This window comes from Pseudomonas canadensis, from assembly GCF_000503215.1.
Lineage (GTDB): Bacteria > Pseudomonadota > Gammaproteobacteria > Pseudomonadales > Pseudomonadaceae > Aquipseudomonas > Aquipseudomonas canadensis.
In genome coordinates this window covers 662228-685964 of sequence record NZ_KI628539.1, presented here as the reverse complement: position 1 = coordinate 685964, position 23737 = coordinate 662228, and the positions used below count along the sequence as shown (strand labels likewise).

The following is a 23737-nucleotide window of genomic DNA, read 5'->3' as shown; positions in this document are numbered from 1 at the left end:
GGCCTTGAGCAAAACATCAGCCTTGCGACTACGCCTCGTTGAGGCTCTGGCGCAACTCGTAAGCCTGGCGAACCGGGGCGAAGGAGCGGCGGTGGATCGGCGTCGGGCCAAGCCGAGCCAGGGCTTCCAGATGAACGGGCGTCGGATAACCTTTATGCCCGCCAATGCCATAGCCGGGATAGATCAATTCGAACGCGGCCATTTCACGATCACGACTGACTTTGGCGAGGATCGAGGCGGCTGCGATGGCAGGCACCTTGCTATCACCCTTCACCACCGCCTCAGAAGGCATGGCCAGCTTGGGGCAACGGTTACCGTCGATCATCGCCATTTTGGGAGTGATGTGCAGGCCTTCAACCGCACGCTGCATCGCGAGCATGGTGGCGTGGAGAATGTTCAGTTTGTCGATTTCTTCGACTTCAGCCCGGGCGATAGACCAGCTCAGGGCTTTTTCGATGATCTCGTCGTAGAGCTTTTCGCGGCGCGCCTCGGTGAGTTTCTTCGAGTCATTGAGGCCGAGGATCGGGCGGTTCGGATCGAGGATCACCGCCGCCGTGACCACGGCACCGCACAAAGGTCCACGCCCGACTTCGTCGACACCGGCGACCAGTTCGTGGGCTTCGGCAACCAGGCTGAAATCCAGGCCCATTTGCGTCGTCATAAAGCTTCCTGTTTCTGGCCGATCAAGGTCAACACGGCGTCTGCCGCCTGGTTCGAGGCATCACGACGCAATATGCGATGGATGTCGTCGAAACCGCGGGTCTGTTCTTCGCCGCCGTCGATCAAGGGTAGTAGAGTTTGCGCAAGGGCCTCAGGCGTCGCATCGTCCTGCAACAACTCCGGTACCAGCAGGCGTTGAGCCAGCAGATTGGGCAGGGAGATGTAAGGGCTTTTGACCATGCGCTTGAGAATCCAGAAGGTCAACGGCGCCAAACGGTAGGCCACCACCATCGGGCGCTTGTACAGCAAGGCCTCCAGGGTCGCGGTGCCCGAGGCGATCAGCACCGCATCACAGGCCGCCAGGGCCAGGTGCGACTGGCCGTCGAGCAAGGTCAACGGCAGGTTGCGGCCTTCCAGCAGTGTTTCGATTTGTGCCCGACGTTGCGGACTGGCACAAGGCAGTACGAAACGTAAGCCTGGCTTCAAGGCTTGCAGACGCTCGGCAGCGTCAAAGAATACAGAGGCCAGGCGACCGACTTCGCCGCCACGACTACCGGGCATCAGCGCGACCAACGGGCCGTCAGGCAAGCCCAATTCGGCACGCGCGGCCGCGCGGTCAGCCTGCAACGGAATCGCGTCGGCCAGGGTATGCCCGACAAACCGCACCGGCACGCCCTTCTCTTCGTAGAACCTGGCCTCGAACGGCAGCAGTGTCAGCATCAGATCGCAGCCTTCACGGATCTTCAGCACGCGCTTCTGCCGCCACGCCCACACAGAAGGGCTGACGTAATGCACGGTCTTGATGCCGGCCTGACGCAACTTGAGTTCGATATTGAGGGTGAAGTCCGGCGCGTCGATACCGATAAATACGTCGGGCTTTTCTTCGATCAGAGTCTGGATCAGCAGCTTGCGGCGGGCCAACAGCTCGCGCAGGCGACCCAGCACCTCGACCAACCCCATGACCGACAAACGCTCCATAGGGAAGTAGGACGTGAGCCCTTCAGCCTGCATCAACGGACCGCCGACACCGATGAACTCAACCGCTGGATGCTGGACCTTGAGGGCTCGCATGAGACCTGCGCCCAAAATGTCGCCGGAAGCTTCCCCGGCCACCAGCGCGATACGCAGATTAGCCATGATTAGCGGGTGATGCCGCGAGTCGACGCCTGGATCGAGTCACGGAACACCGCGACTTCCGGGAACAGCGCTGCCGGCTCGGCCAGTTGGGTCAATGCCTGATCAACCGTGAGCCCTTGGCGGTAAACCACCTTGTAGGCACGGCGCAGGGCATGGATGGCGTCTTCGCTGAAACCGCGACGGCGCATGCCTTCGAAGTTCATGCTGCGCGCTTCCGCCGGGTTGCCGAATACCGTGACGAACGCTGGAACATCTTTGCCAATGGCAGTGCCCATGCCGGAAAAGCTGTGGGCACCGATATGGCAGTACTGATGCACCAGCGTGAAGCCGGACAGGATCGCCCAATCATCAACGTGCACATGTCCGGCCAATGCAGTGTTGTTGACCAGGATGCAGTGGTTGCCGATGACACTGTCGTGGCCGATGTGCGCGTAAGCCATGACCAGGTTGTGATCACCCAGGGTGGTCTCGGCACGATCCTGCACGGTGCCACGGTGAATGGTCACGCCTTCTCGGATGATGTTGTGATCACCGATTACCAGACGAGTCTCTTCACCCTTGTACTTCATGTCCGGGGTGTCTTCACCTACCGAGGAAAACTGGTAGATGCGATTGTGTTTGCCAATGCGGGTCGGACCTTTGAGGATCACGTGCGGCCCGATGACAGTCCCCTCGCCGATTTCCACACCTGCGCCGATGATCGACCAGGGGCCGACCTCAACGTCGGCGGCCAGAACGGCCGACGGATCGATGATTGCGCGAGGGTCAATCAAACTCATAGTTTGCGTTCCGCACAGATGATCTCGGCGGAGCACACCGGCTTGCCGTCCACCGAGGCCTGGCATTCGAACTTCCAGATCTGGCGCTTGCAGCTGATGAACTTGGCTTCCAGGATCAACTGGTCACCCGGGGTAACCGGGTTGCGGAAACGCAACTTGTCGGAGCCCACGAAATAGTAAAGCGTACCGTCGGCAGGCTTGAGGTCGAGCATTTTGAAACCAAGGATACCGGCAGCCTGGGCCATCGCTTCGATGATCAACACGCCCGGCATGATTGGATGCGCAGGAAAGTGACCGTTGAAGAACGGTTCGTTAATGCTGACATTCTTGTAGGCACGAATGCGCTTTTCCTCGATATTGAGGTCCACTACGCGGTCCACCAACAGGAACGGGTAACGGTGAGGCAGGTATTCGCGAATCTCGTTGATGTCCATCATTTCGGGGGGAAGCCTGTAATAAAGATTGGGGGCGGGCGAACTAAAAGCACGCCCCGCTAGCAAATCAAGGAGGCAGTCTAGCGGCTGTGCACACTTGATATGGAAATGGTATCAGCCTTCTGATGAAGCATTACCGCCAGGGGTCACGTCCCCAACACGCTTTTCCAGCTGTTTGAGACGTCGAGCCATGTCGTCGAGCTGCCTCAGCCGTGCTGCACTCTTGCGCCATTCAGCCGCAGGCTGCATGGCGGTACCGGAAGAATAGGCGCCTGGCTCGGTGATCGAGTGGGTGACCATGGTCATGCCGGTAATGAAGACGTTGTCGCAAATATCGATATGCCCCACCAGCCCTACGCCACCGGCGAGCATGCAATGCTTGCCGATCTTGGTGCTGCCGGAGATACCCACGCAGGCCGCCATGGCGGTGTGATCACCGATCTGCACGTTGTGGGCGATCTGGATCTGGTTGTCGAGTTTCACACCGTTGCCGATCACCGTATCGGCCAGGGCCCCGCGATCAACAGCCGTGTTCACGCCAATTTCCACGTCGTCGCCGATCAGTACGCCGCCAACCTGGGCGATCTTGTTCCAGATGCCCTTGGCGTTGGCAAAGCCGAAGCCTTCACCGCCAATCACGGCACCCGACTGGATGACCACACGCTCACCGATACGCACATCGTGGTAAAGGGTCACGCGAGGTGCCAACCAACCGCCGGCGCCGATTTCACAGCGTGCGCCGATAAAGCAGTGGGCACCGACTGTGACACCTGCCGCGATGCGTGCACCGCTCTCGATCACCGCAAAGGCGCCGATACTGGCCGCAGGATCAACCTGGGCATCATCGGCAATGACTGCAGACGGATGAATACCGGCAGCGGCCTTGGGTTTCGGATCAAACAGATGCGACACCCGCGCATAAGCGAGGTACGGGTCAGGCACCACCAGCGCATCCCCGGCAAACCCTTCGGCGTCAGCGGCTTTCAGCAACACGGCTGCAGCTTGGCTGTCGACCAGGTATTTACGGTATTGGGGGTTTGCGAGGAAGCTCAACTGAGCTGGGCCAGCCTCCTGCAAGGTGGCTAGCCCAGTGATTTCTTTCTCCGGGGAGCCACGCAAGGTGGCCCCCAGGAACTCGGCCAACTCGCCGAGTTTGATAGTCGCGGTCATGGCTTACTTCAGCTGGTTCATGCGCTCGATCACCTGACGGGTGATGTCGTATTGAGGCTTGACGTCGATCACAGCGCCACGCTCGAACACCAGGTCAAAGGCACCTTTCTTGATGACTTCTTCCACAGCGCTGTCGAGTTTCGGCTTCAGTTGCTTCAGCATTTCACGGTCAGCTACAGCCTTGGCTTCGTTCAGCTCCTTGGACTGGAACTGGTAATCACGGGCCTTTTGCTTGAATTCAAGCTCCAGGCGCTCGCGCTCACCTTGCTGCATCTTGTCACCACCGGCTACCAGGCGATCCTGGATGCCCTTGGCGCTGCTTTCCAGGGTCTTGAGCTTGGTCAGTTGCGGACCGAACTTCTTCTCGGCATCCACGGCGTACTTCTTGGCCGCATCGGATTCCAGCAGGGCCATCTGATAGTTCAGGACGGCGATTTTCATTTCGGCAAAGGCCGGGGTCGCTACCAGCACGGTTGCCAGCAGCACCAATTGAGTCAACTTACGCACGATGCACTCCTACAGAATCCGTTGTCGTTATCTTGGGTCAGACGCTTAGAACGTCTGGCCGAGGGAGAATTGGAAAATCTGGGTTTCAGCGTTATCCGGTTTCTTGATCGGCATGGCCAGAGCAAAGCTCAATGGGCCAAGCGCAGTCACCCAGGTCACACCCACACCCACGGAGCTTGCCAGGTTGCTCAGGCTCACATCGTTGCACTGGGTGTTGGACTTCACACCGCTCGGGTTACGGATCTGCTCGCACTTGGAGTCGAACACGTTACCCACGTCCCAGAAGACCGAAGTCCGCAGGGAACGCTGATCTTTCACGAACGGCAGCGGGAACAGGATCTCCGCACCACCTTGGATCAACACGTTACCACCGAACGGCAGCGGGTCGTTGTCCGAATCCGCCACAGTGCCCTGGTTACCGGTGATGCCGACACCACGGCTTGGCGTACCACGCGGGCCCAAGGTGCTGTCTTTGAAACCACGTACGGAGTTGAAGCCACCCGCGTAGTAGTTCTCGTAGAACGGTAGACCATTGGTGGAACCATAACCATCGCCATAACCCAGTTCAGTGTGCAGGCGCATGGTGTAGTTGTCGCTCAACGGCGTGAACAACTGGCCACGGTAGTCGAGCTTGAAGAACGACAGGTCGCTGCCCGGCGTGGTGGTTTCCAGGGTCAGGCTCTGGGAATGACCACGGGTTGCCAGTACACCTTTGTTCAGGGTCGACTCGGACCAGCCGGCAGACGCCTTGAAGTTCAGGAACTTGTCACCTTCGCGACGGGTAAAGTCGAAGATCTCATCCACGGTGTACACACCAGTCTTGATCTCATCCTGTTGTGCAGTAAGGCCGAACGTCAGACGCGAAGTCTCGCTGATCGGGTAACCGATGTTCACACCGGCGCCGAGGCTGTCGATCGCATAGCTTGCAACGTCAACGTCGAGGTCTTTGTAGTCGGTGGTGCGGTAGAAGGCGTTATAGCCCAGGCTCACACCATCAGCAGTCCAGTAGGGGTCGGTGTAACCGAAGTTGTATCGGCTCTGGTATTCGCTTCGGGTCAGGCCAATAGATACACGGTTACCGGTACCCAGGAAGTTGTTCTGGGTAATCGAACCACCGAGGATCAGACCGGCACTCTGTGCGAAGCCGACGCTGGCAGTGATCGAGCCCGACGCTTGTTCTTCCACGGCGTAGTTCACGTCAACCTGGTCATCCACACCCGGTACGGCCGGGGTTTCGACGTTGACTTCCTTGAAGAAGCCCAGGCGCTCAAGACGGGTCTTGGACTGGTCGATCAGGTAAGTCGACGCCCAGCCACCTTCCATCTGACGCATTTCGCGACGCAGCACTTCGTCCGCAGACTTGGTGTTGCCGCGGAAGTTGATACGGTTTACGTAAGCACGCTTGCCTGGATCGACCACGAAGGTGATGTCCACGGTGTGGTCATCATCATGGGGCGTCGGCACGCCGTTGACGTTGGCGAAGGTGTAGCCTTCGTTACCCAGTCGACGGGTGATCAGTTCGGAAGTAGTGGTCATCAGCTTGCGCGAGAACACTTGGTCCTTCTGCACCAGCAGCAGCGCCTTGACCTGATCTTCAGGCACTTTCAGGTCGCCACTCAGTTTTACGTCACGAACCTTGTACTTCTCGCCTTCGTTGACGTTGACGGTGATATAGACGTGCTTCTTGTCCGGGGTGATGGACACCTGGGTCGAGGCGATATCCATGTTGATATAGCCACGGTCCAGGTAGTAGGAACGCAGGCGCTCCAGGTCACCAGACAGCTTTTCACGGGCATACTTGTCATCGTTCTTGAAGAACGACAACCAGTTGGTGGTCTTGAGTTCGAACAGGTCGATCAGGTCTTCATCAGCGAACTTGGTGTTGCCCACCACGTTGATGTGCTGGATCGCCGCCACGGTGCCTTCGTTGATGTTGACCTTGAGGCCGACACGGTTACGCGGTTGCGGCACCACTTCCGTTTCCACGGTGGCGGAGTAGCGCCCCTGGGCAACGTACTGGCGTTGCAGTTCGTTACGCACACCTTCAAGGGTGGCGCGCTGGAAGATCTCGCCTTCGGCCAGACCGGATTGTTTCAGACCTTTCATCAGGTCTTCAGTAGAGATCGCCTTGTTGCCTTCGATCTCGATACTGGCGACGGAAGGTCGCTCGACCACGGTGATGACCAGGACGTTGCCTTCGCGACCCAGTTGGATGTCTTGAAAGAAACCGGTTTTGAACAGCGCACGAGTGGATTCCACCAGGCGACGGTCATCAGCCTGTTCACCGACGTTCAACGGTAAGGCACCAAAGACGCTACCCGCGGAAACCCGCTGGAGGCCATTGACGCGAATATCGGAGATGGTGAAGGACTCGGCGTGAACTTCGGCGATCATCAATACGGTGAGAACCGCAGTTAGCAGCAGACGTTTCATGAAGTCCTTTCTTATTCCAACTGGCAATAAACAAACTGCCGCAAAATGCGGCAGATTCGCAATTCAGCGAAGCGTTACAGTCGACCCAGATCGTTGACCAGGGCTAATAACATCACCCCGACCACCAAACTGATACCGATCTGTATCCCCCAACCCTGCACCCGATCCGACAAGGGGCGACCACGCACCCACTCGACCAGATAAAACAACAGATGCCCCCCATCCAATACAGGAATGGGCAGCAAATTCAGAACACCCAGGCTAATACTCAGATAAGCCAGGAAATTCAGGAAATCCGCGACACCCGACTGGGCAGAAGCGCCCGCCACTTTAGCAATGGTTATCGGTCCACTCAAGTTTTTTACCGAGAGCTCGCCGAACAACATTTTCTTGAGGGATTCGAGGGTCAGCACACTCATGGTCCAAGTGCGTTTTGCACCTTCGCCAATCGCAGCCAACGGCCCGTAGCTCACCTCGCGCACCATCGATGGTGGCCAGTCGACAGCCTTGACCCCGGCACCGAGGTACCCCCCAGCGGCCTTGGCTTCCCCACGAACCGACAAGGTCACCGGGACGTCGATTTGAGCACCGTCGCGCTCAACTTTCAGCACAATCTTAGTATCAGGACGTACACGAACCAGATCGACCACCTGCTGCCAGTCGCCCAGCGCCTGCCCATCAAGGGCCAACAGGCGATCACCGGTTTTCAGGCCAGCAGCCTGGGCCGGACCTTTCGGGTCGAGCTCAGCGAGTACCGGCGGCAAGGCCGGGCGCCACGGGCGTATACCCAGGGACTTGATCGGATCGGGCTCATCAGCGCCCTTGAGCCAGTGGTCAAGGGCCAGCTCACGCGGAGTTTCGCTGGTGGAATCCTGCTCGCGCACCACCACATTGACGATGCCGCTTTCACCGAGGCGACGCACCAACTGCAAATTGACCGCACCCCATCCCGTGGTGGGTTCGCCATCAATAGATACAATTTCCTGCCCGGCAACCAATCCAGCCTTGGCGGCGATACTGTCTGGCTCGACCGCACCGATCACCGGACGCACCTGCTGGCTGCCCAACATTGCCAAGACCCAGAAGAACACCATCGCCAACAGGAAGTTGGCGATCGGGCCGGCGGCGACGATGGCAATGCGCTGACGAACGGTCTTGCGGTTGAACGATTGGTCCAACTGATCTGCAGGCACTTCACCTTCGCGCTCGTCGAGCATCTTGACGTAGCCACCCAGCGGGATGGCCGCAATCACGAACTCGGTGCCACGACGGTCGTGCCAGCGCACCAGCGGCATGCCGAAACCGACAGAAAAACGCAGTACCTTGACGCCGCAACGACGCGCCACCCAGAAGTGGCCGAATTCGTGGAAGGTAACCAGCACACCCAGAGCAACCAGGGTGCCGACAATCATGTAAAGCGCACTCATCTAATTTCTCCGCATTCCAATCCAGTGCCTGAAGATCAGGCTAACGCGCGTTGCGGTTCAACCATTGTTCTGCCAAGGCTCGGGCCTTGGTATCTGCCTCGAACACTGCCGCCAGATCATTCACCGCCACGATAGGCTCAAGCTCAAGGACGTCCTCGATAATACTCGCGATCTGCGGAAAGCGGATGCGCCGCTCGAGAAACGCTGCCACAGCCACTTCGTTGGCCGCATTCAGCATTGCCGGTGCACTGTTACCCGCTTCAGCCGCTTGTCGCGCCAGTCGCAGGCAGGGGAAGCGCTGCTCGTCCGGCGCCTCGAAGTCCAGACGGGCCACGGCAAACAGGTCCAAAGGCGCTACGCCCGAGTCGATCCGCTCTGGCCAGGCCAGGGCATTGGCAATCGGCGTGCGCATATCTGGGTTGCCCAACTGCGCCAGGACCGAGCCATCCACATAATCAACGAGAGAATGAATCACACTTTGTGGGTGAATCACCACCTCGACCTGATCCGGGCGCGCATCGAACAACCAGCACGCCTCGATCAGCTCCAAGCCTTTGTTCATCATGCTCGCCGAATCCACGGAGATCTTGCGCCCCATGGACCAGTTCGGATGAGCGCACGCCTGGTCGGGCGATACGTGCTCCAACTCAGCCAGCGGTGTCTGTCGGAACGGACCACCAGAGGCGGTCAGCAGGATCCGGCGTACGCCCACCTGGCTCAAGCCGCGAGCATAGTCGCCAGGCATGCACTGGAAGATTGCGTTGTGCTCGCTATCGAGTGGCAGCAGCACGGCCCCGCTTTTGCGTACCGCCTGCATGAAGAGCGCACCAGACATGACCAATGCTTCTTTATTGGCCAGCAGGATCTTCTTGCCAGCATCCACGGCAGCCAAAGTTGGACGCAGGCCCGCAGCGCCGACAATAGCGGCGACCACGGTATCCATTTCAGCATCGGCCGAGACCTGGCACAGCCCCTCCTCCCCCACCAGCACTTGAGTGGCAAGCCCGGCAGCCCGCAGATCATCCTGCAGGCTCCGGGCCGCAGCGGCCTCAGGCACCACGGCAAAGCGCGGCGCGTGACGCACGCACAACGCCAGCAGTTCGCTCAGGCGGGTAAAACCGGTCAGGGCAAAGACTTGGTAGCGATCTGGATGACGAGCTATCACGTCCAGGGTGCTCAACCCCACCGAGCCGGTTGCACCGAGCACGGTGACTTGCTGCAGGCGGCTCACGAAGCGGTCATCCACAACAGTACGGCAAAGATCGGGATGGCCGCGGTCAGGCTGTCGATACGGTCCAGCACACCGCCATGACCCGGCAGCAGGTTGCTGCTGTCCTTGATCCCGGCCTGACGCTTGAACATGCTTTCAGTGAGATCACCTACGACCGAGATGAACACGACAATGGCAGTGGCCAGCAGTGCCAGGAAAATTTCCTTCACCGACCAGTCACGCACTACACCGACGACCAGCGTGATCACCAGGGTCAACGCCAGGCCGCCATACACGCCCTCCCAGCTCTTGCCTGGACTGACCGCCGGCGCCAACTTGCGCTTGCCGAAGGCCCGACCGGAAAAGTACGCGCCGATATCTGCGCCCCAGACCAGCACCATAACCGCCAGGATCAGCCAGTTACCCATTGGATAACGCTTGATCTCCACCAGCCCTTGCCAGGCCGGTAGCAGGATCAACAAACCGATCACCAGTTTGCAGGCCACACTGGACCACTTGCTGCTGGTGCCCGGATAGGTCAACACCAGGAATGTCGCCAGCGCCCACCACAGCACCGCCGCCCCCAACACCCAGGGCGCTATGTCCGGCAGGATGTACAGGAGGAACGCCAAGGCAGCGACGACAGCGGCATACACAACGCGCGGCAATTGCGCGCTGAAACCCGCCAGGCGCGCCCATTCCCAGGCACCCAGGGTGACCACTAGGCCGATAAACAGCGCAAAGGCGGAACCGTCGAGCAGGAAAAACCCACACAAGGCGATCGGCAACAGGATCAGTGCTGTGATGATTCGTTGTTTAAGCATTTAAACCCGGGCTCCAGCTTCGATCTGCTCGCTCGTTTTACCGAAGCGACGCTGACGGGAAGCGAAATCGGCCAGCGCGTTACGCATGGCATCGTGTTTGAAGTCCGGCCAGAACAGGTCGGAGAAGTACAGCTCGGTGTACGCCAGCTGCCACAGCAAGAAATTGCTGATGCGGTGCTCACCACCGGTACGGATGCACAGGTCTGGCAGCGGCAGGTCGCCGGTCACCAGGCAGGTTTGCAACAGTTCGGGGGTGATGTCGTCGGGCCGAAGATGACCGGCCTGCACCTCACGCGCCAGACGCTGTGCAGCCTGGGCGATATCCCACTGGCCACCGTAGTTGGCAGCGATCTGCAGCACAAATCGATTGGCCCCGGCCGTAATGGCCTCGGCTTCGCGCATGGCGGCTTGCAGTTCGGGATGAAAGCGCGAGCGATCGCCGATGATGCGCAGGCTGATGTTGTTGTCGTTGAGGCGCTTGGCTTCACGACGCAAGGCCTTGAAGAACAGGTCCATCAAGGCGCTGACTTCGTCGGCGGGCCGCTGCCAGTTCTCACTGGAGAAGGCGAACAAGGTCAACACCTCGACCTTGGCCTCGGCGCACACCTCGATCACAGCCCGAACCGCATCGACACCCGCTTTATGCCCGGCAACACCCGGCATAAAGCGCTTCTTCGCCCAGCGATTATTCCCATCCATGATGATCGCGACATGGCGCGGCACCACAGAGGGTACAGTCTGCTTGGTCTTTTCCATGAAGGCGTCCTGACCCCTTATACGGCCATCAGGTCCTTTTCTTTTTCTTCGGTGGCCTTGGTGATTTGGGCCTCGGCATCCTTGGTCAGCTTGTCGATATCGGCGGTGGCACGACGCTCTTCGTCTTCACTGATCTCCTTGTCCTTGACCAGTTTCTTCAAGTCACCCAAGGCATCACGACGGATGTTGCGCACAGCAACACGGGCGTCTTCGGCTGCGCTGCGCGCCTGCTTGGTGAAGCCCTTGCGGGTTTCTTCGGTCAGGGCCGGCATGGAAATCAGCAACAACTCACCCAGATTGGTCGGGTTGAGGTTCAAACCGGCGCTCTGGATGGCCTTGTCGACAGCACCCAGCATGTTGCGCTCGAACGCGACGACTTGCAGGGTGCGCGAGTCTTTAACAGTGATATTGGCGACGCTGCTGATCGGGGTATCGGAACCGTAGTAAGGCACCATCACACTGCCCAGGATGCTTGGGTGCGCCTTGCCGGTACGGATCTGGCCGAATGCGTGGCTCAGAGATTCCAGGGATTTCTGCATACGCGCCTGGGCGTCTTTCTTGATTTCGTTGATCATTGTTGGCCTTCCTCGATCAGAGTCCCTTCTGCGCCGCCGTGTACGATATTCAGCAGGGCGCCGGGCTTGTTCATGTTAAATACGCGCAGCGGCATCTTGTGGTCGCGGCACAGGCAAATAGCCGTCAGGTCCATCACGCCCAGCTTGCGATCCAGTACTTCATCGTAGGTCAGATGATCGAACTTCTCGGCATGCGGGTCTTTGAATGGATCGGCAGTGTATACACCATCCACCTTGGTTGCCTTCAGCACAACGTCAGCATCGATTTCGATGGCGCGCAGGCAGGCTGCGGAGTCGGTGGTGAAGAACGGGTTGCCCGTGCCGGCGGCGAAGATCACCACTTCCTTGGCGTTCAGGTGGCGCATGGCTTTGCGGCGGTCATAGTGATCGGTCACGCCAACCATGGAAATAGCCGACATCACGATAGCCGAGATGTTGGCACGCTCCAGGGCGTCACGCATTGCCAGAGCATTCATCACAGTGGCCAGCATGCCCATGTGGTCGCCGGTAACACGGTCCATACCAGCAGCACTCAGCGCCGCACCGCGGAACAGGTTGCCGCCACCGATTACCAGGCCGACCTGTACGCCGATGCCGACCAGTTGGCCGACTTCCAGCGCCATGCGGTCGAGTACTTTGGGATCGATCCCGAACTCTTCCGAGCCCATCAGGGCCTCGCCGCTAAGCTTGAGTAGAATGCGTTTATAGCGAGCCTGATAACCACTGCCCTGCTGAGCCATTGCGAATCTCTCCTGCGGCGTATTTTTTAAAAAATCTTGGCGAGCCGTTTTACGGCTTGCGTTCACTCTAGCTGGACGCTGCTACAGCGCCATCGGAACACGGCTTTGTAAGCCAGTTCCGAAGGGAAGCCAATTAAAATCGGCCTTCCCATTTGAAAAGAGGCTGCGCGCGTGAGCGGGCAGCCTCTTTTGGGCGACAGTTAAAAACTGTCTTATTGCTTGGCGGCAGCCAGCTGGGCAGCAACTTCTTCAGCGAAGTTGTCGACCGGCTTCTCAATGCCTTCGCCTACTTTGTAGTAAGTGAAGGAAACGATTTCAGCACCGGCTTTCTTGGCCAGTTCGCCAACCTTGACTTCAGGGTTCTTGACGAACGCCTGCTCAACCAGGCTCGCTTCAGCCAGGAACTTGCTGATACGGCCTTTGATCATGTTTTCAACGATGTTTTCTGGCTTGCCGGCGATCTTGTCGGCGTTCAGGCTCAGGAACACAGCTTTTTCGCGCTCGATGGCTTCTTCGGAAACTTCCGAAGGCAGCAGGAATTCAGGGTTGCTTGCAGCAACGTGCATAGCGATGTCTTTGGCCAGCTCAACGTCGCCGCCTTTCAGAACAACCGCTACACCGATCTTGTTGCCGTGCAGGTAACCACCAACCACATCACCTTCAACGCGAGTCAGGCGACGGATGTTGACGTTTTCGCCAACCTTGCCGACCAATACCAGGCGATCAGCTTCTTGCGCTTCGATCAGAGGCTCAACGGTGGTCAGCTTCTCGTCGAATGCTTTCTTGACGCTGGCAGCAACGAATGCCTTGAAGTCGTCTTGCAGGGCCAGGAAGTCGGTCTGCGAGTTCACTTCCAGCAGAACGGCAGCTTTACCGTCTTCAACCAGAGCGATAGCGCCTTCAGCAGCGACGTTGCCAGCTTTCTTGGCGGCCTTGATGGCGCCCGAGGCACGCATGTCGTCGATGGCTTTTTCGATGTCGCCGCCGGCCTTGGTCAAGGCCTTTTTGCAATCCATCATGCCTTCGCCAGTACGCTCACGCAGTTCTTTAACCAACGCTGCAGTAATCTCTGCCATTTCAAAATCCTCTTGGATAGGTTTTCAACCATTCCACCCGATCAAACGGGCGATCAATTCTTCCCGAATCTCCGTTGTAGGCCGCTGCACGTTACAGTCGCTAGGTTGCGCTGCCACAAGTGGGCGCCGACAAACGGTTTTCGAGGTGGCAAAAAGGGGGCCAAGCCCCCTTTTTGCTTACTGAGTCAACGCCAGGGCGTCAATTACTCAGCGGCAGCTACCGGAGCTTCTTCAACGAACTGCTCGGTACCACCAGCAACGTGGTTGCGACCACGGATTACAGCGTCAGCCATCGAACCCATGTACAGCTGGATAGCGCGGATTGCGTCATCGTTGCCTGGGATGATGTAGTCAACGCCTTCCGGGCTGCTGTTGGTATCGACTACGCCGATAACCGGGATGCCCAGCTTGTTGGCTTCGGTGATCGCGATGCGCTCGTGATCAACGTCGATAACGAACAGTGCGTCAGGCAGACCGCCCATGTCCTTGATACCACCCAGGGAACGATCGAGCTTTTCCAGGTCACGGGAGCGCATCAGCGCTTCTTTCTTGGTCAGCTTGGCGAAAGTACCGTCTTCGGCTTGTACTTCAAGGTCACGCAGACGCTTGATGGAAGCACGGATGGTTTTGAAGTTGGTCAGCATGCCGCCCAACCAGCGATGATCGACGTACGGCGAACCGCAACGTGCTGCTTCTTCAGCAACGATCTTGCCAGCGGAACGCTTGGTGCCGACGAACAGAATCTTGTTTTTGCCCTGGGCCAGACGCTCTACGAAAGTCAGAGCTTCGTTGAACATTGGCAGGGTTTTTTCAAGGTTGATGATGTGGATCTTGTTACGCGCGCCGAAAATGTATTTACCCATTTTCGGGTTCCAGTAACGGGTCTGGTGACCGAAGTGCACACCGGCCTTCAGCATATCGCGCATATTGACTTGGGACATGATAGTTCCTTAATAAGTCGGGTTTGGCCTCCACGTATCCCAATGACCAACCAGCGGCATCAAGGCCTCCGGCACCCAGGTCATCGTGTCGACACGTGTGTGGATTTAAGCTCTGCGGGGCATCCCCGGAAAGCGGCGCATTTTATACCACAGCATCGGCAAAAACGGAATACGCAATCACACTTGCCGCAGCGCGCTTTCGTGTAACCCCTTGAATAGACCTGATATAGCCCTACCTTATAGAGAGAAGCGATCATCAGAGGCTCATGATTTGAGGCCATCGTCTGTTAGAATCGCGTTTTCTGTGGCTTGTGCGAATTTTGCAACCTTTTGTCGCACGCCCGTAAACCGTATTGATTTCAGCGCATCGCGCTAGAGAGAGCCTGTATGACCGTTAGCTTGAAAACCGCCGAAGACATCGCTGGCATGCGCATCGCCGGCAAACTGGCTGCCGACGTGCTGGAAATGATTGCCGAACACGTCAAGCCCGGCGTCACCACCGAAACCCTGAACCAGATCTGCCACGACTATATAGTCAATGTACAGGGTGCCATCCCTGCCCCGCTGAACTACAAGGGCTTCCCCAAGTCGATCTGCACTTCGGTCAACCACGTAGTCTGCCACGGGATTCCAGGTGACAAACCGTTGAAGGACGGCGACACCCTGAACATCGACGTTACCGTGATCAAGGACCGCTACTTCGGCGACACCAGCCGCATGTTCCACGTCGGCAATGTGCCGGTCTGGGCCGAGCGCCTGTCCCAAGTCACCCAGGAATGCATGTACAAGGCCATCGAGATCGTGAAACCCGGCTGCCGCCTGGGGGACATCGGTGAAGTGATCCAGAAGCACGCTGAAAAGAATGGTTTCTCGGTGGTGCGCGAATTCTGCGGTCACGGTATCGGTACCGTATTCCACGAAGAGCCGCAGATCCTGCACTACGGCCGCGCAGGCACCGGCATGGAACTCAAAGCAGGCATGACCTTCACCATCGAGCCGATGATCAACCAGGGCAAGGCCGACACCAAGGTGCTGGGCGACGGCTGGACCGCTATCACCAAGGATCGCAAGCTCTCGGCCCAGTGGGAACACACCCTGCTGGTCACCGAAACCGGCTACGAGATCTTCACGCTGCGTGCGGACGACACGATCCCCCGCGTTTCCGCGTAAGGATCACCCAGGTTTTCCCCCACTGTGTTGTGACTGACTGTTAGATAGAAAGGAAAGCCGATCGATGCCCCAGGTGGATCCCGAACTCTTCGACCGTGGCCAGTTCCAGGCCGAACTGGCCCTGAAAGCGAGCCCAATTGCCGCGTTCAAGAAGGCTATCCGCCAGGCCCGTGAAGTGCTCGACGAGCGCTTTCGCAGTGGCCGGGACATCCGCCGGCTGATCGAGGACCGCGCCTGGTTCGTCGATAACATCCTGCAAAAGGCCTGGGAACAGTTCAGTTGGAGCGAAGACGCCGACATTGCCCTGGTGGCGGTCGGCGGCTACGGGCGTGGCGAGTTGCACCCCTATTCCGACATCGACCTGCTGATCCTGCTGGACAGTGCAGATCATGAGATCTTTCGCGATTCCATCGAGCGTTTTCTGACGCTGCTGTGGGACATCGGCCTGGAAGTCGGCCAAAGCGTGCGCTCGGTCGACGAATGCGCCGAAGAGGCCCGCGCCGACCTCACCGTCATCACCAACCTGATGGAAAGCCGCACCATCGCTGGCCCCGAGCGCCTGCGCCAGCGCATGCTCGAAGTCACCAGCACCGCACACATGTGGCCGAGCAAGGACTTCTTCCTGGCCAAGCGTGCCGAGCAAAAGGCCCGGCACCACAAGTACAACGACACCGAATACAACCTGGAACCCAACGTCAAAGGCTCGCCCGGCGGGCTGCGCGACATCCAGACGATTTTGTGGGTTGCCCGTCGCCAGTACGGCACCCTGAACCTGCGCGCCCTGGCCGGCGAGGGTTTCCTGGTGGAGAGCGAAAACGCCTTGCTGGCCTCGTCCCAGGAATTCCTGTGGAAAGTGCGCTACGCCCTGCACATGCTCGCCGGGCGCTCCGAAGACCGCCTGCTGTTCGACCACCAGCGTTCCATCGCCACCCTGCTGGGTTTTGAAGGCGAGGACGCGAAGACCAGCATCGAAAGCTTCATGCAGCAGTACTACCGGGTGGTCATGAGCATTGCCCAGCTCAGCGACCTGATCATCCAGCACTTCGAAGAGGTGATCCTGGCCCCCGAAGACGAAGCGCCGCCGCAGCCGATCAACGCGCGCTTCCAGTTGCATGACGGCTATATCGAGGCGCGCAACGACAACGTGTTCCGCCGCACGCCGTTCGCCATGCTGGAAATCTTCGTGCTGATGGCCCAGCAGCCGGAAATCAAAGGCGTGCGCGCCGACACCATCCGCTTGCTGCGGGAGAACCGTCACCTGATCGACGACGATTTCCGTAACGATATCCGCAACACCAGCCTGTTCATCGAGCTGTTCAAGTGCAAGATCGGCATCCACCGCAACCTGCGGCGCATGAACCGTTACGGCATCCTCGGGCGTTATCTGCCGGAGTTCGGTTTTATCGTCGGTCAGATGCAGCACGACCTGTTCCACATCTATACCGTGGACGCCCACACCCTGAACCTGATCAAGCACCTGCGTAAGCTTCAGTACACGCAAGTGTCAGAGAAATTCCCGCTAGCCAGCAAACTCATGGCCAAACTGCCCAAGCCCGAGCTGATCTACCTGGCCGGCCTGTACCACGACATCGGCAAGGGCCGGCATGGGGACCACTCCGAGGTCGGTGCGGTTGACGCCGAAGCCTTCTGCCAGCGTCATCAGTTGCCCGTTTGGGACAGCCGCCTGATCGTCTGGCTGGTGCAGAACCATCTGGTGATGTCGACCACCGCCCAGCGCAAGGACTTGTCCGACCCGCAGGTGATCCACGACTTTGCGCAGATCGTCAGCGATGAAACCCGCCTCGACTATCTGTACGTGCTGACCGTCTCCGACATCAACGCTACCAACCCGACACTGTGGAACTCCTGGCGCGCCAGCCTGTTGCGCCAGCTCTACACCGAGACCAAGCGCGCCTTGCGCCGCGGCCTGGAGAACCCGGTGGACCGCGAAGAGCAGATCCGCCGCACCCAAAGCGCGGCCTTGGACATTCTGGTGCGCGGCGGCAACGATCCGGACGACGTGGAACAGTTGTGGTCGCAACTGGGTGACGATTACTTCCTGCGCCACACCGCCGGCGATGTCGCCTGGCACACTGACGCAATCCTGCAACAGCCCGCCGATGGCGGCCCGCTGGTGCTGATCAAGGAAACCACCCAGCGCGAATTCGAAGGCGGCACGCAGATCTTCATCTACGCGCCGGACCAGCACGACTTCTTCGCCGTGACCGTGGCGGCCATGGACCAGCTCAACCTGAACATCCATGACGCCCGCGTCATCACCTCCAGCAGCCAGTTCACCCTCGACACCTATATCGTGCTCGACACCGATGGCGACTCGATTGGCGACAACCCGGCACGGGTGAAAAAGATCCGCGAAGGCCTGACCGAGGCCCTGCGCAACCCTGACGACTACCCGACCATCATCCAGCGTCGGGTACCGCGCCAACTCAAGCACTTTGCGTTTGCGCCACAGGTGACCATTTCCAATGACGCCCAGCGCCCGGTGACGGTGCTGGAACTCAGCGCTCCGGATCGTCCGGGCCTGCTGGCACGCATCGGCGGGATTTTCCTGGAGTTCGACCTGTCATTGCAGAACGCCAAGATTGCGACCCTCGGCGAGCGCGTGGAAGACGTGTTCTTCATTACCGATGCCGACAACCAGCCGTTGTCCGACCCGGAACTGTGCCTGCGCCTGCAGGAAGCCATCGTCCAGCAGCTAAGCGTCACCCAGGAACCCGGCGTCGAGCTGACACGCCTGACCATATGAATTTTTAACTTTGTAAACACGCCCTTTGTAGGAGCCGGCTTGCCGGCGATGCGAACACCTTGGTGTATCAGGTACACCGACGCGATGCCATCGCTGGCAAGCCAGCTCCTACACGGTCTGTGTACACCGTCATAGAGGCTTACATGAACAACGCCCTGAACCAGCTCCAGCCCTACCCGTTCGAGAAACTGCGCGCCCTGCTGGGCAGCGTCACGCCGAACCCCGACAAGCCCCCGATCGCGCTGTCCATCGGCGAACCGAAACATAAATCGCCCACCTTCGTGGCTGAAGCATTGAGCAACAACCTCGACCAGATGGCCGTGTACCCGACCACCCTGGGCATTCCGGCCCTGCGCGAAGCCATCGGTGCCTGGTGCGAGCGTCGCTTCAACGTGCCCAAGGGCTGGCTCGACCCGGCGCGCAACATCTTGCCGGTCAATGGCACCCGCGAAGCGCTGTTCGCCTTCACCCAGACCGTGGTCAACCGTGGCGACGACGCACTGGTGGTCAGCCCGAACCCGTTCTACCAGATCTACGAAGGCGCCGCGTTCCTGGCCGGGGCCAAGCCGCACTACCTGCCATGCCTGGACACCAATGGCTTCAACCCGGACTTCGACGCCGTGACGCCGGACATCTGGAAGCGCTGCCAGATCCTGTTCCTGTGCTCGCCCGGCAACCCTACCGGTGCGCTGATCCCGGTCGAGACCCTGAAAAAACTCATCGCCCTGGCCGACGAATACGACTTCGTCATCGCCGCCGACGAGTGCTATAGCGAACTGTACTTCGACGAACAAACCCCGCCGCCTGGGCTGTTGAGCGCGTGCGTCGAACTGGGCCGCCAGGACTTCAAGCGCTGCGTCGTGTTCCACAGCCTGTCCAAGCGCTCCAACCTACCGGGCCTGCGTTCTGGTTTTGTGGCCGGCGACGCGGACATCCTCAAGGCCTTCCTGCTGTACCGCACCTACCATGGCTGTGCGATGCCGGTACAAACGCAACTGGCCAGCATTGCGGCCTGGCAGGACGAAGCCCACGTGCTGGCCAATCGTGACTTGTATCGCGAGAAATTCGACGCAGTACTGGCGATTCTCAAGCCGGTACTGGACGTAGAGAGCCCAGATGGCGGCTTCTATTTGTGGCCGAATGTGAATGGCGACGACGCTGCCTTCTGCCGCGACCTGTTCGTGGAAGAACATGTGACCGTCGTGCCGGGTTCGTACCTGTCGCGGGAAGTGGATGGCTTCAACCCTGGCGCCGGTCGTGTGCGCATGGCGTTGGTTGCGCCGTTGGCGGAGTGTGTGGAAGCGGCTGAGCGGATTCGCGAGTTTATTCAACGTCGCCTCTAAGGCGCGATCAGGGTCACTTCACCTGCCCCAGATTCGCCTCACTCATATCCAACTCCGCCAGCACCTCACGCAGCACGTCATCACCAATCTGGTGGTGACGGCTCAGGCTGTACAACTCCAAGCGCTGCGCCCGCAGGGCCTTGAGCCGCAGTTTGCGCTCCAGCAGGTCCATCTGCCGTGCAAGCGCCTGGGCTTCGGCGGAGTCGTTGAACACGTCCAATTGATGGCGATATTCCGACATCAGCCGTGCCTTGAGCTCTGTGGCAAGCGCCGCCTGCGCGGCGTCCGGGGTTTCGGCTTCTGCGGGCTCATCCGCTTCAAGCGCATGGATGGCCGCGACGGCAGTCTTCTTCCAGGCTTCGCGCACCTCGTTGTGGCGCTTTTCGTCGGGACTCTTTTCGATACCGCGCAACAACAGCGGCAAGGCGATACAGGCGGCAATCAGCGACAACAGAATCACGCCCGCCGCGATGAAGATCAGCAAGTCACGTTCGGGAAAATCCTGCCCTGGCGCCAGCAGCAACGGCACCGACATCACACCCGCCAGCGTCACCGCACCGCGCACCCCACCGACCGTCAACAGCCAGCAGGACCGGGCGGTCGGTACCAGCGTCAGTTCGCTTTTCCCACGTAGCCTGCGCAGCAAACCCGACAGCCGCCAGATGCTCTGCACCCAGATAAAGCGCAGCACCACCAGCACCAGGAAGATCGCGACTACATCCAGGCAGCGATAAAACAGGGTCGGCCACAGTGTCGGCTCATGGCTGACCACCGCCTTGATGATGTCCGGCAGTTGCAGGCCCAGCAGCAGGAAGATCAACCCATTGAAGGCGAACTCCAGCAACGACCACACGCTGCGATTGAGCAGCCGCGTGCTGGTCTGGCGCGGCAGCAGGTCGAGCCAGCTCTGCATCATGCCCGCCGCCACCGCCGACAAAATGCCCGAAGCCCCCAGCCGTTCGGCCAGCACATAGGCCGCAAACGGCAGCAGCAACATGAACACCACGTGAGTTGCCGGGTCGTCCCAGCCCCGGGCGATCATCCACGCGCGCAACCGGCCGACCAGCCAACTCAGGGCCACGCCGACCGCCAGACCACCGACAGCCACCAAGACGAATGTGAGGCTGGCATCCGCCAGGGAAAACACCCCGGTCAACGCCGCCGCCAGGGCGAACTTGAAGGTCACCAGGCCCGAGGCATCATTCATCAAGGCCTCGCCCTGGAGCATGTGCATCAGCGGCGTGGGCAAGCGATTCTGGGAAATGGCCGACACCGCCACGGCATCCGTCGGCGACAACACGGCCGCCAGGGCGAAGGCCACCGGCAGCGGGATCGTCGGCAAAATCCAATGGATGAAGTAACCGGCGCCCACCACGGTAAACAGCACCAAGCCCACGGCCAGTGTCAGGATCGGCCCGCGCAGGCGCCACAACTCTCGCTTGGGCATACGCCAGCCATCGGAGAACAGCAACGGCGGCAAGAACAGAAACAGGAACAACTCCGGGTCCAGCGCCACATGCAGCCCCAGCGTCGGCCAGGCCAGCAAGGCACCGGCGGCAATCTGTACCAATGGCAACGGCAGAGGAATGACACGCCCGACCAGACGCGAAACGCTGACCAGCATCAGCAGGATAAGAACGGTGTAGGCGGTTTGCATAACGCGGTTTTCCCGGACAATCGACTTGCAACGACACACATCAGGCAACAACTGGCCGTTGAAGTGCCATATTACCCGGCTATGTTACTCGCTGGCTTTTGCACAAAAGTCGCACAGCGCTGACGAGCGGCACCCAAACGCGCTGGTCATGGCATAATCCGTGACCTTTCGTTTCTACTTGGTCCAAAGGGGGGCAATTCCTTGACCGCTTCAAGCAAAACGTTGCACCTTTTCGGCATCAAAGCCTGGGATGCCGCATAAAAAACGCTCAAGGCCTTTAATATCAAGGCCTTGAGCCTGAAAACACCCTATAAAAACACCCTCTTTTGCGACTCTTCTAAACCCAATAAACATTGGTCCAAACGGTTGCGTATTGGGGAAGATTTTCCCAGTGCAAATACCGCCCCGGCGTCCTGCCGACGAACACCACTCCCAAATAAGCATTACCTCGATTACTGTACGCACATACAGTATTTGAGTTTCGAAACATGAACGTTGACATGGATACCGATGACTGGCTCGGGTGCCCCACGCCACTCGAAATGTACCAGCACCAATGCGCGCTTCTGGAGGACGAACTCATCCAGACCGAAGCGATGCTTCGCAAAGCACGGGCCAATGTGGCCGGCCTGGTCCAGATGAATGACTTGTTGGCTACCGAAAAGGCTTCGGCAGAGATGGCGCTGAAAGAGGCGCTTGATCGCATATCAGCCATGAGCAATGAAGCATCTGAAAATCTGAGCTTTCGGCCCATCGATCTGATTACCGGTCAGCGCGACGACCTGCTCAGGGAGAACCAGCGATTGCTTGGAGAACTGCGCGACCTGAAGGAAGCGTCAGCATCAGAGCCTATTCGGCAAGCGCCTTGAGGCGTTGCTCGGTTGCTGAGTCGAATATCACGTATAGCCGGTCAATAGTCGCCTCGGTCAAAGCGCGCGCCGACTCCAGACCCAGCACGAAGCCCTCTGCCCTAGCGCCAGCCTTCGCCGCAACGATCATAGAGTCTGCCCTGGCGATCTGCGCCAGCAGCTTGTCGGCCTCGCGCTCGATCTTTGGGCTGAGTGTCATGCCTTCCATGCTGGCTCCCCTTTTCTAAAAAGGTCAAGGATAGCCCATTGCTAGAATCGGACGCACTCAGGGGGCTACAGCCCTGACGTACGCTTGGCACGCCCGGAGCTCGATCAGTCCTTGGTCACCGGCATCGGTGATGGCGATAATTCGTTGAGCATGCGCTGGGTCAAGTTGGGCTCGACGGGCTGCATGAACCACGCCGAGGGCGCCGGGGGTGGCAGGCACGCTGCAGCCACTGGCTGAATCCGTTGCGTCGAGAAGGACTGACAGGCGCACATCAGCAGTGGCAAGGCGATCGCGCAAAGCAGCTTGCTTGCGTTGTTCATTGGAAAGCTCCAGGGAGTGTTGTTGGTCGGCAGCGCTCGCTCTCTGCTCAGTGGCCAAGCGCTTATCTTGCTCGGCATTCTGCTGGCGCCATGCCTCGCTGGTGATGGCATCAAGGGCTTTCTGGTGTTCGGCGCCCTGCTCTGCCAATTCCTCAGAAAGCTTCTTGCCCATCCGCCAGTCCTGCACTTGCCAGGTGCCGCCGGCAGTGACGGCCATCGCCAGCAGTATCGCGACCAGGATTTGACCGGGCGTCATGCCAGCGCCCGCCGCACGCCTTCGGCCAGCACCGCCACTGGGTAGGCATACCCAGCATTCTCATGATGAATGATCGCCTTTACGAAGCCAGCCATCACCGCCGGCCGGGTCAGGTCAACCTCAGCACCTGGCCGGGTGCCGGTGTTCGCCTCGACGGCGCGCACGTAGGCGTCGGTGTCGTTCTCCACCGACGGCGCCCACCGGCTTATGATCGCCTTCACCGTCTTCAAGCCGTGCTTGCGCTGGTAGGTCAGCAGCAATTTTCCCAGGGCACGGATGCCGTTCTCCGCCGTATCGAACCGAGCAAAGCGCTTCTCGACGGCAGGATCTGGCTTGAGCTGGCCCTGCCATTGATTGGCCGGGTTGTAGTCGATGTTGCCGGGGTTTCGGTTGCGCACCCCGCGGGTTTCGGCATTCGGCATACTTTTCTCCAGACGAAAAAAAACCGCTCAAGGCGGCTGGTGTGTTCTTTACCGGT

General features: G+C 59.2%; 23 protein-coding genes. 4 read left to right on the top strand and 19 right to left on the bottom strand.

Going from position 1 to position 23737, the window contains the following annotated elements:
* Window positions 1–28: 28 nt before the first annotated feature.
* From rnhB to rpsB, 15 genes are all read right to left on the bottom strand, one after another.
* Entirely contained in the window at window positions 29–661 is a 633-nt protein-coding gene (gene rnhB / locus U367_RS0126045) for a ribonuclease HII (RefSeq protein ID WP_028619209.1), read from the bottom strand.
* Window positions 658–1797: a lipid-A-disaccharide synthase gene (gene lpxB / locus U367_RS0126040; RefSeq protein ID WP_028619208.1), complete on the bottom strand. Its 1140-nt coding sequence runs from the start codon at window positions 1795–1797 to the stop codon at window positions 658–660. Before lpxB ends, rnhB begins: the two co-directional genes overlap by 4 nt.
* Before the next feature lie 2 nt (window positions 1798–1799).
* The gene (gene lpxA, locus U367_RS0126035; protein WP_016976867.1) at window positions 1800–2576 is read right to left on the bottom strand and encodes an acyl-ACP--UDP-N-acetylglucosamine O-acyltransferase; all 777 of its coding nucleotides are present in this window, start codon (window positions 2574–2576) and stop codon (window positions 1800–1802) included.
* Complete coding sequence (gene fabZ, locus U367_RS0126030; RefSeq protein WP_016976866.1) at window positions 2573–3013, bottom strand: 3-hydroxyacyl-ACP dehydratase FabZ; 441 nt, start codon at window positions 3011–3013, stop codon at window positions 2573–2575. The genes lpxA and fabZ overlap by 4 nt, the downstream gene beginning before the upstream one ends.
* Window positions 3014–3124: 111 nt before the next feature.
* On the bottom strand, window positions 3125–4180 hold the full coding sequence (gene lpxD / locus U367_RS0126025; RefSeq protein ID WP_028619207.1) for a UDP-3-O-(3-hydroxymyristoyl)glucosamine N-acyltransferase: 1056 nt from the start codon (window positions 4178–4180) through the stop codon (window positions 3125–3127).
* Between the two features lie 3 nt (window positions 4181–4183).
* A complete protein-coding gene (locus U367_RS0126020) occupies window positions 4184–4687 on the bottom strand; it encodes an OmpH family outer membrane protein (protein ID WP_003219314.1) in 504 nt (167 codons plus the stop codon).
* Window positions 4688–4732: 45 nt separating this feature from the next.
* The gene (gene bamA, locus U367_RS0126015; protein WP_028619206.1) at window positions 4733–7120 is read right to left on the bottom strand and encodes an outer membrane protein assembly factor BamA; all 2388 of its coding nucleotides are present in this window, start codon (window positions 7118–7120) and stop codon (window positions 4733–4735) included.
* A 74-nt stretch (window positions 7121–7194) separates the two neighbouring features.
* Entirely contained in the window at window positions 7195–8547 is a 1353-nt protein-coding gene (rseP, locus tag U367_RS0126010) for a sigma E protease regulator RseP (protein ID WP_028619205.1), read from the bottom strand.
* Window positions 8548–8587: 40 nt separating this feature from the next.
* Complete coding sequence (gene ispC / locus U367_RS0126005) at window positions 8588–9778, bottom strand: 1-deoxy-D-xylulose-5-phosphate reductoisomerase (protein WP_028619204.1); 1191 nt, start codon at window positions 9776–9778, stop codon at window positions 8588–8590.
* The gene (locus tag U367_RS0126000; RefSeq protein ID WP_028619203.1) at window positions 9775–10581 is read right to left on the bottom strand and encodes a phosphatidate cytidylyltransferase; all 807 of its coding nucleotides are present in this window, start codon (window positions 10579–10581) and stop codon (window positions 9775–9777) included. Before U367_RS0126000 ends, ispC begins: the two co-directional genes overlap by 4 nt.
* Window positions 10582–11337, bottom strand: a complete 756-nt coding sequence (uppS, locus tag U367_RS0125995) for a polyprenyl diphosphate synthase (RefSeq protein WP_028619202.1) — start codon at window positions 11335–11337, stop codon at window positions 10582–10584. It abuts the gene before it with no gap.
* 17 nt (window positions 11338–11354) lie between these two features.
* Window positions 11355–11912 (bottom strand): ribosome recycling factor, encoded by a 558-nt coding sequence (gene frr / locus U367_RS0125990; RefSeq protein WP_012722596.1) that lies wholly within the window; start codon window positions 11910–11912, stop codon window positions 11355–11357.
* A complete protein-coding gene (gene pyrH / locus U367_RS0125985) occupies window positions 11909–12652 on the bottom strand; it encodes a UMP kinase (RefSeq protein ID WP_003172271.1) in 744 nt (247 codons plus the stop codon). The genes frr and pyrH overlap by 4 nt, the downstream gene beginning before the upstream one ends.
* Window positions 12653–12864: 212 nt before the next feature.
* Entirely contained in the window at window positions 12865–13728 is an 864-nt protein-coding gene (tsf, locus tag U367_RS0125980; RefSeq protein ID WP_028619201.1) for a translation elongation factor Ts, read from the bottom strand.
* A 203-nt stretch (window positions 13729–13931) separates the two neighbouring features.
* Window positions 13932–14669, bottom strand: a complete 738-nt coding sequence (gene rpsB, locus U367_RS0125975; protein ID WP_003189158.1) for a 30S ribosomal protein S2 — start codon at window positions 14667–14669, stop codon at window positions 13932–13934.
* A 387-nt stretch (window positions 14670–15056) separates the two neighbouring features.
* Between rpsB and map the strand changes: the two genes are divergently transcribed.
* The 3 genes from map (at window position 15057) to dapC (ending at window position 19949) form a co-directional block, all read left to right on the top strand.
* On the top strand, window positions 15057–15839 hold the full coding sequence (gene map, locus U367_RS0125970; protein ID WP_016975842.1) for a type I methionyl aminopeptidase: 783 nt from the start codon (window positions 15057–15059) through the stop codon (window positions 15837–15839).
* Window positions 15840–15903: 64 nt separating this feature from the next.
* A complete protein-coding gene (locus tag U367_RS0125965) occupies window positions 15904–18606 on the top strand; it encodes a [protein-PII] uridylyltransferase (RefSeq protein WP_028619200.1) in 2703 nt (900 codons plus the stop codon).
* 143 nt (window positions 18607–18749) lie between these two features.
* Window positions 18750–19949: a succinyldiaminopimelate transaminase gene (dapC, locus tag U367_RS0125960; RefSeq protein ID WP_028619199.1), complete on the top strand. Its 1200-nt coding sequence runs from the start codon at window positions 18750–18752 to the stop codon at window positions 19947–19949.
* Between the two features lie 13 nt (window positions 19950–19962).
* Here dapC and U367_RS0125955 read toward each other — a convergent pair whose 3' ends face one another.
* Window positions 19963–21606, bottom strand: coding sequence for a Na+/H+ antiporter (locus U367_RS0125955; RefSeq protein ID WP_028619198.1), 1644 nt, complete (start codon window positions 21604–21606; stop codon window positions 19963–19965).
* A 488-nt stretch (window positions 21607–22094) separates the two neighbouring features.
* On the opposite strand from U367_RS0125955, the gene U367_RS0125950 reads away from it, so the two are divergent.
* The gene (locus U367_RS0125950; RefSeq protein ID WP_028619197.1) at window positions 22095–22475 is read left to right on the top strand and encodes a hypothetical protein; all 381 of its coding nucleotides are present in this window, start codon (window positions 22095–22097) and stop codon (window positions 22473–22475) included.
* On the opposite strand, the gene U367_RS0125945 is transcribed toward U367_RS0125950, so the two are convergent.
* The 3 genes from U367_RS0125945 to U367_RS0125935 are packed head-to-tail and all read right to left on the bottom strand — an operon-like array spanning window position 22456 to window position 23681.
* The gene (locus U367_RS0125945) at window positions 22456–22683 is read right to left on the bottom strand and encodes a hypothetical protein (RefSeq protein ID WP_028619196.1); all 228 of its coding nucleotides are present in this window, start codon (window positions 22681–22683) and stop codon (window positions 22456–22458) included. The genes U367_RS0125950 and U367_RS0125945 overlap by 20 nt on opposite strands.
* 57 nt (window positions 22684–22740) lie before the next feature.
* Window positions 22741–23259: a lysis system i-spanin subunit Rz gene (locus tag U367_RS0125940; RefSeq protein ID WP_028619195.1), complete on the bottom strand. Its 519-nt coding sequence runs from the start codon at window positions 23257–23259 to the stop codon at window positions 22741–22743.
* Window positions 23256–23681: a structural protein gene (locus U367_RS0125935; RefSeq protein ID WP_028619194.1), complete on the bottom strand. Its 426-nt coding sequence runs from the start codon at window positions 23679–23681 to the stop codon at window positions 23256–23258. The genes U367_RS0125940 and U367_RS0125935 overlap by 4 nt, the downstream gene beginning before the upstream one ends.
* Window positions 23682–23737 lie beyond the last annotated feature (56 nt).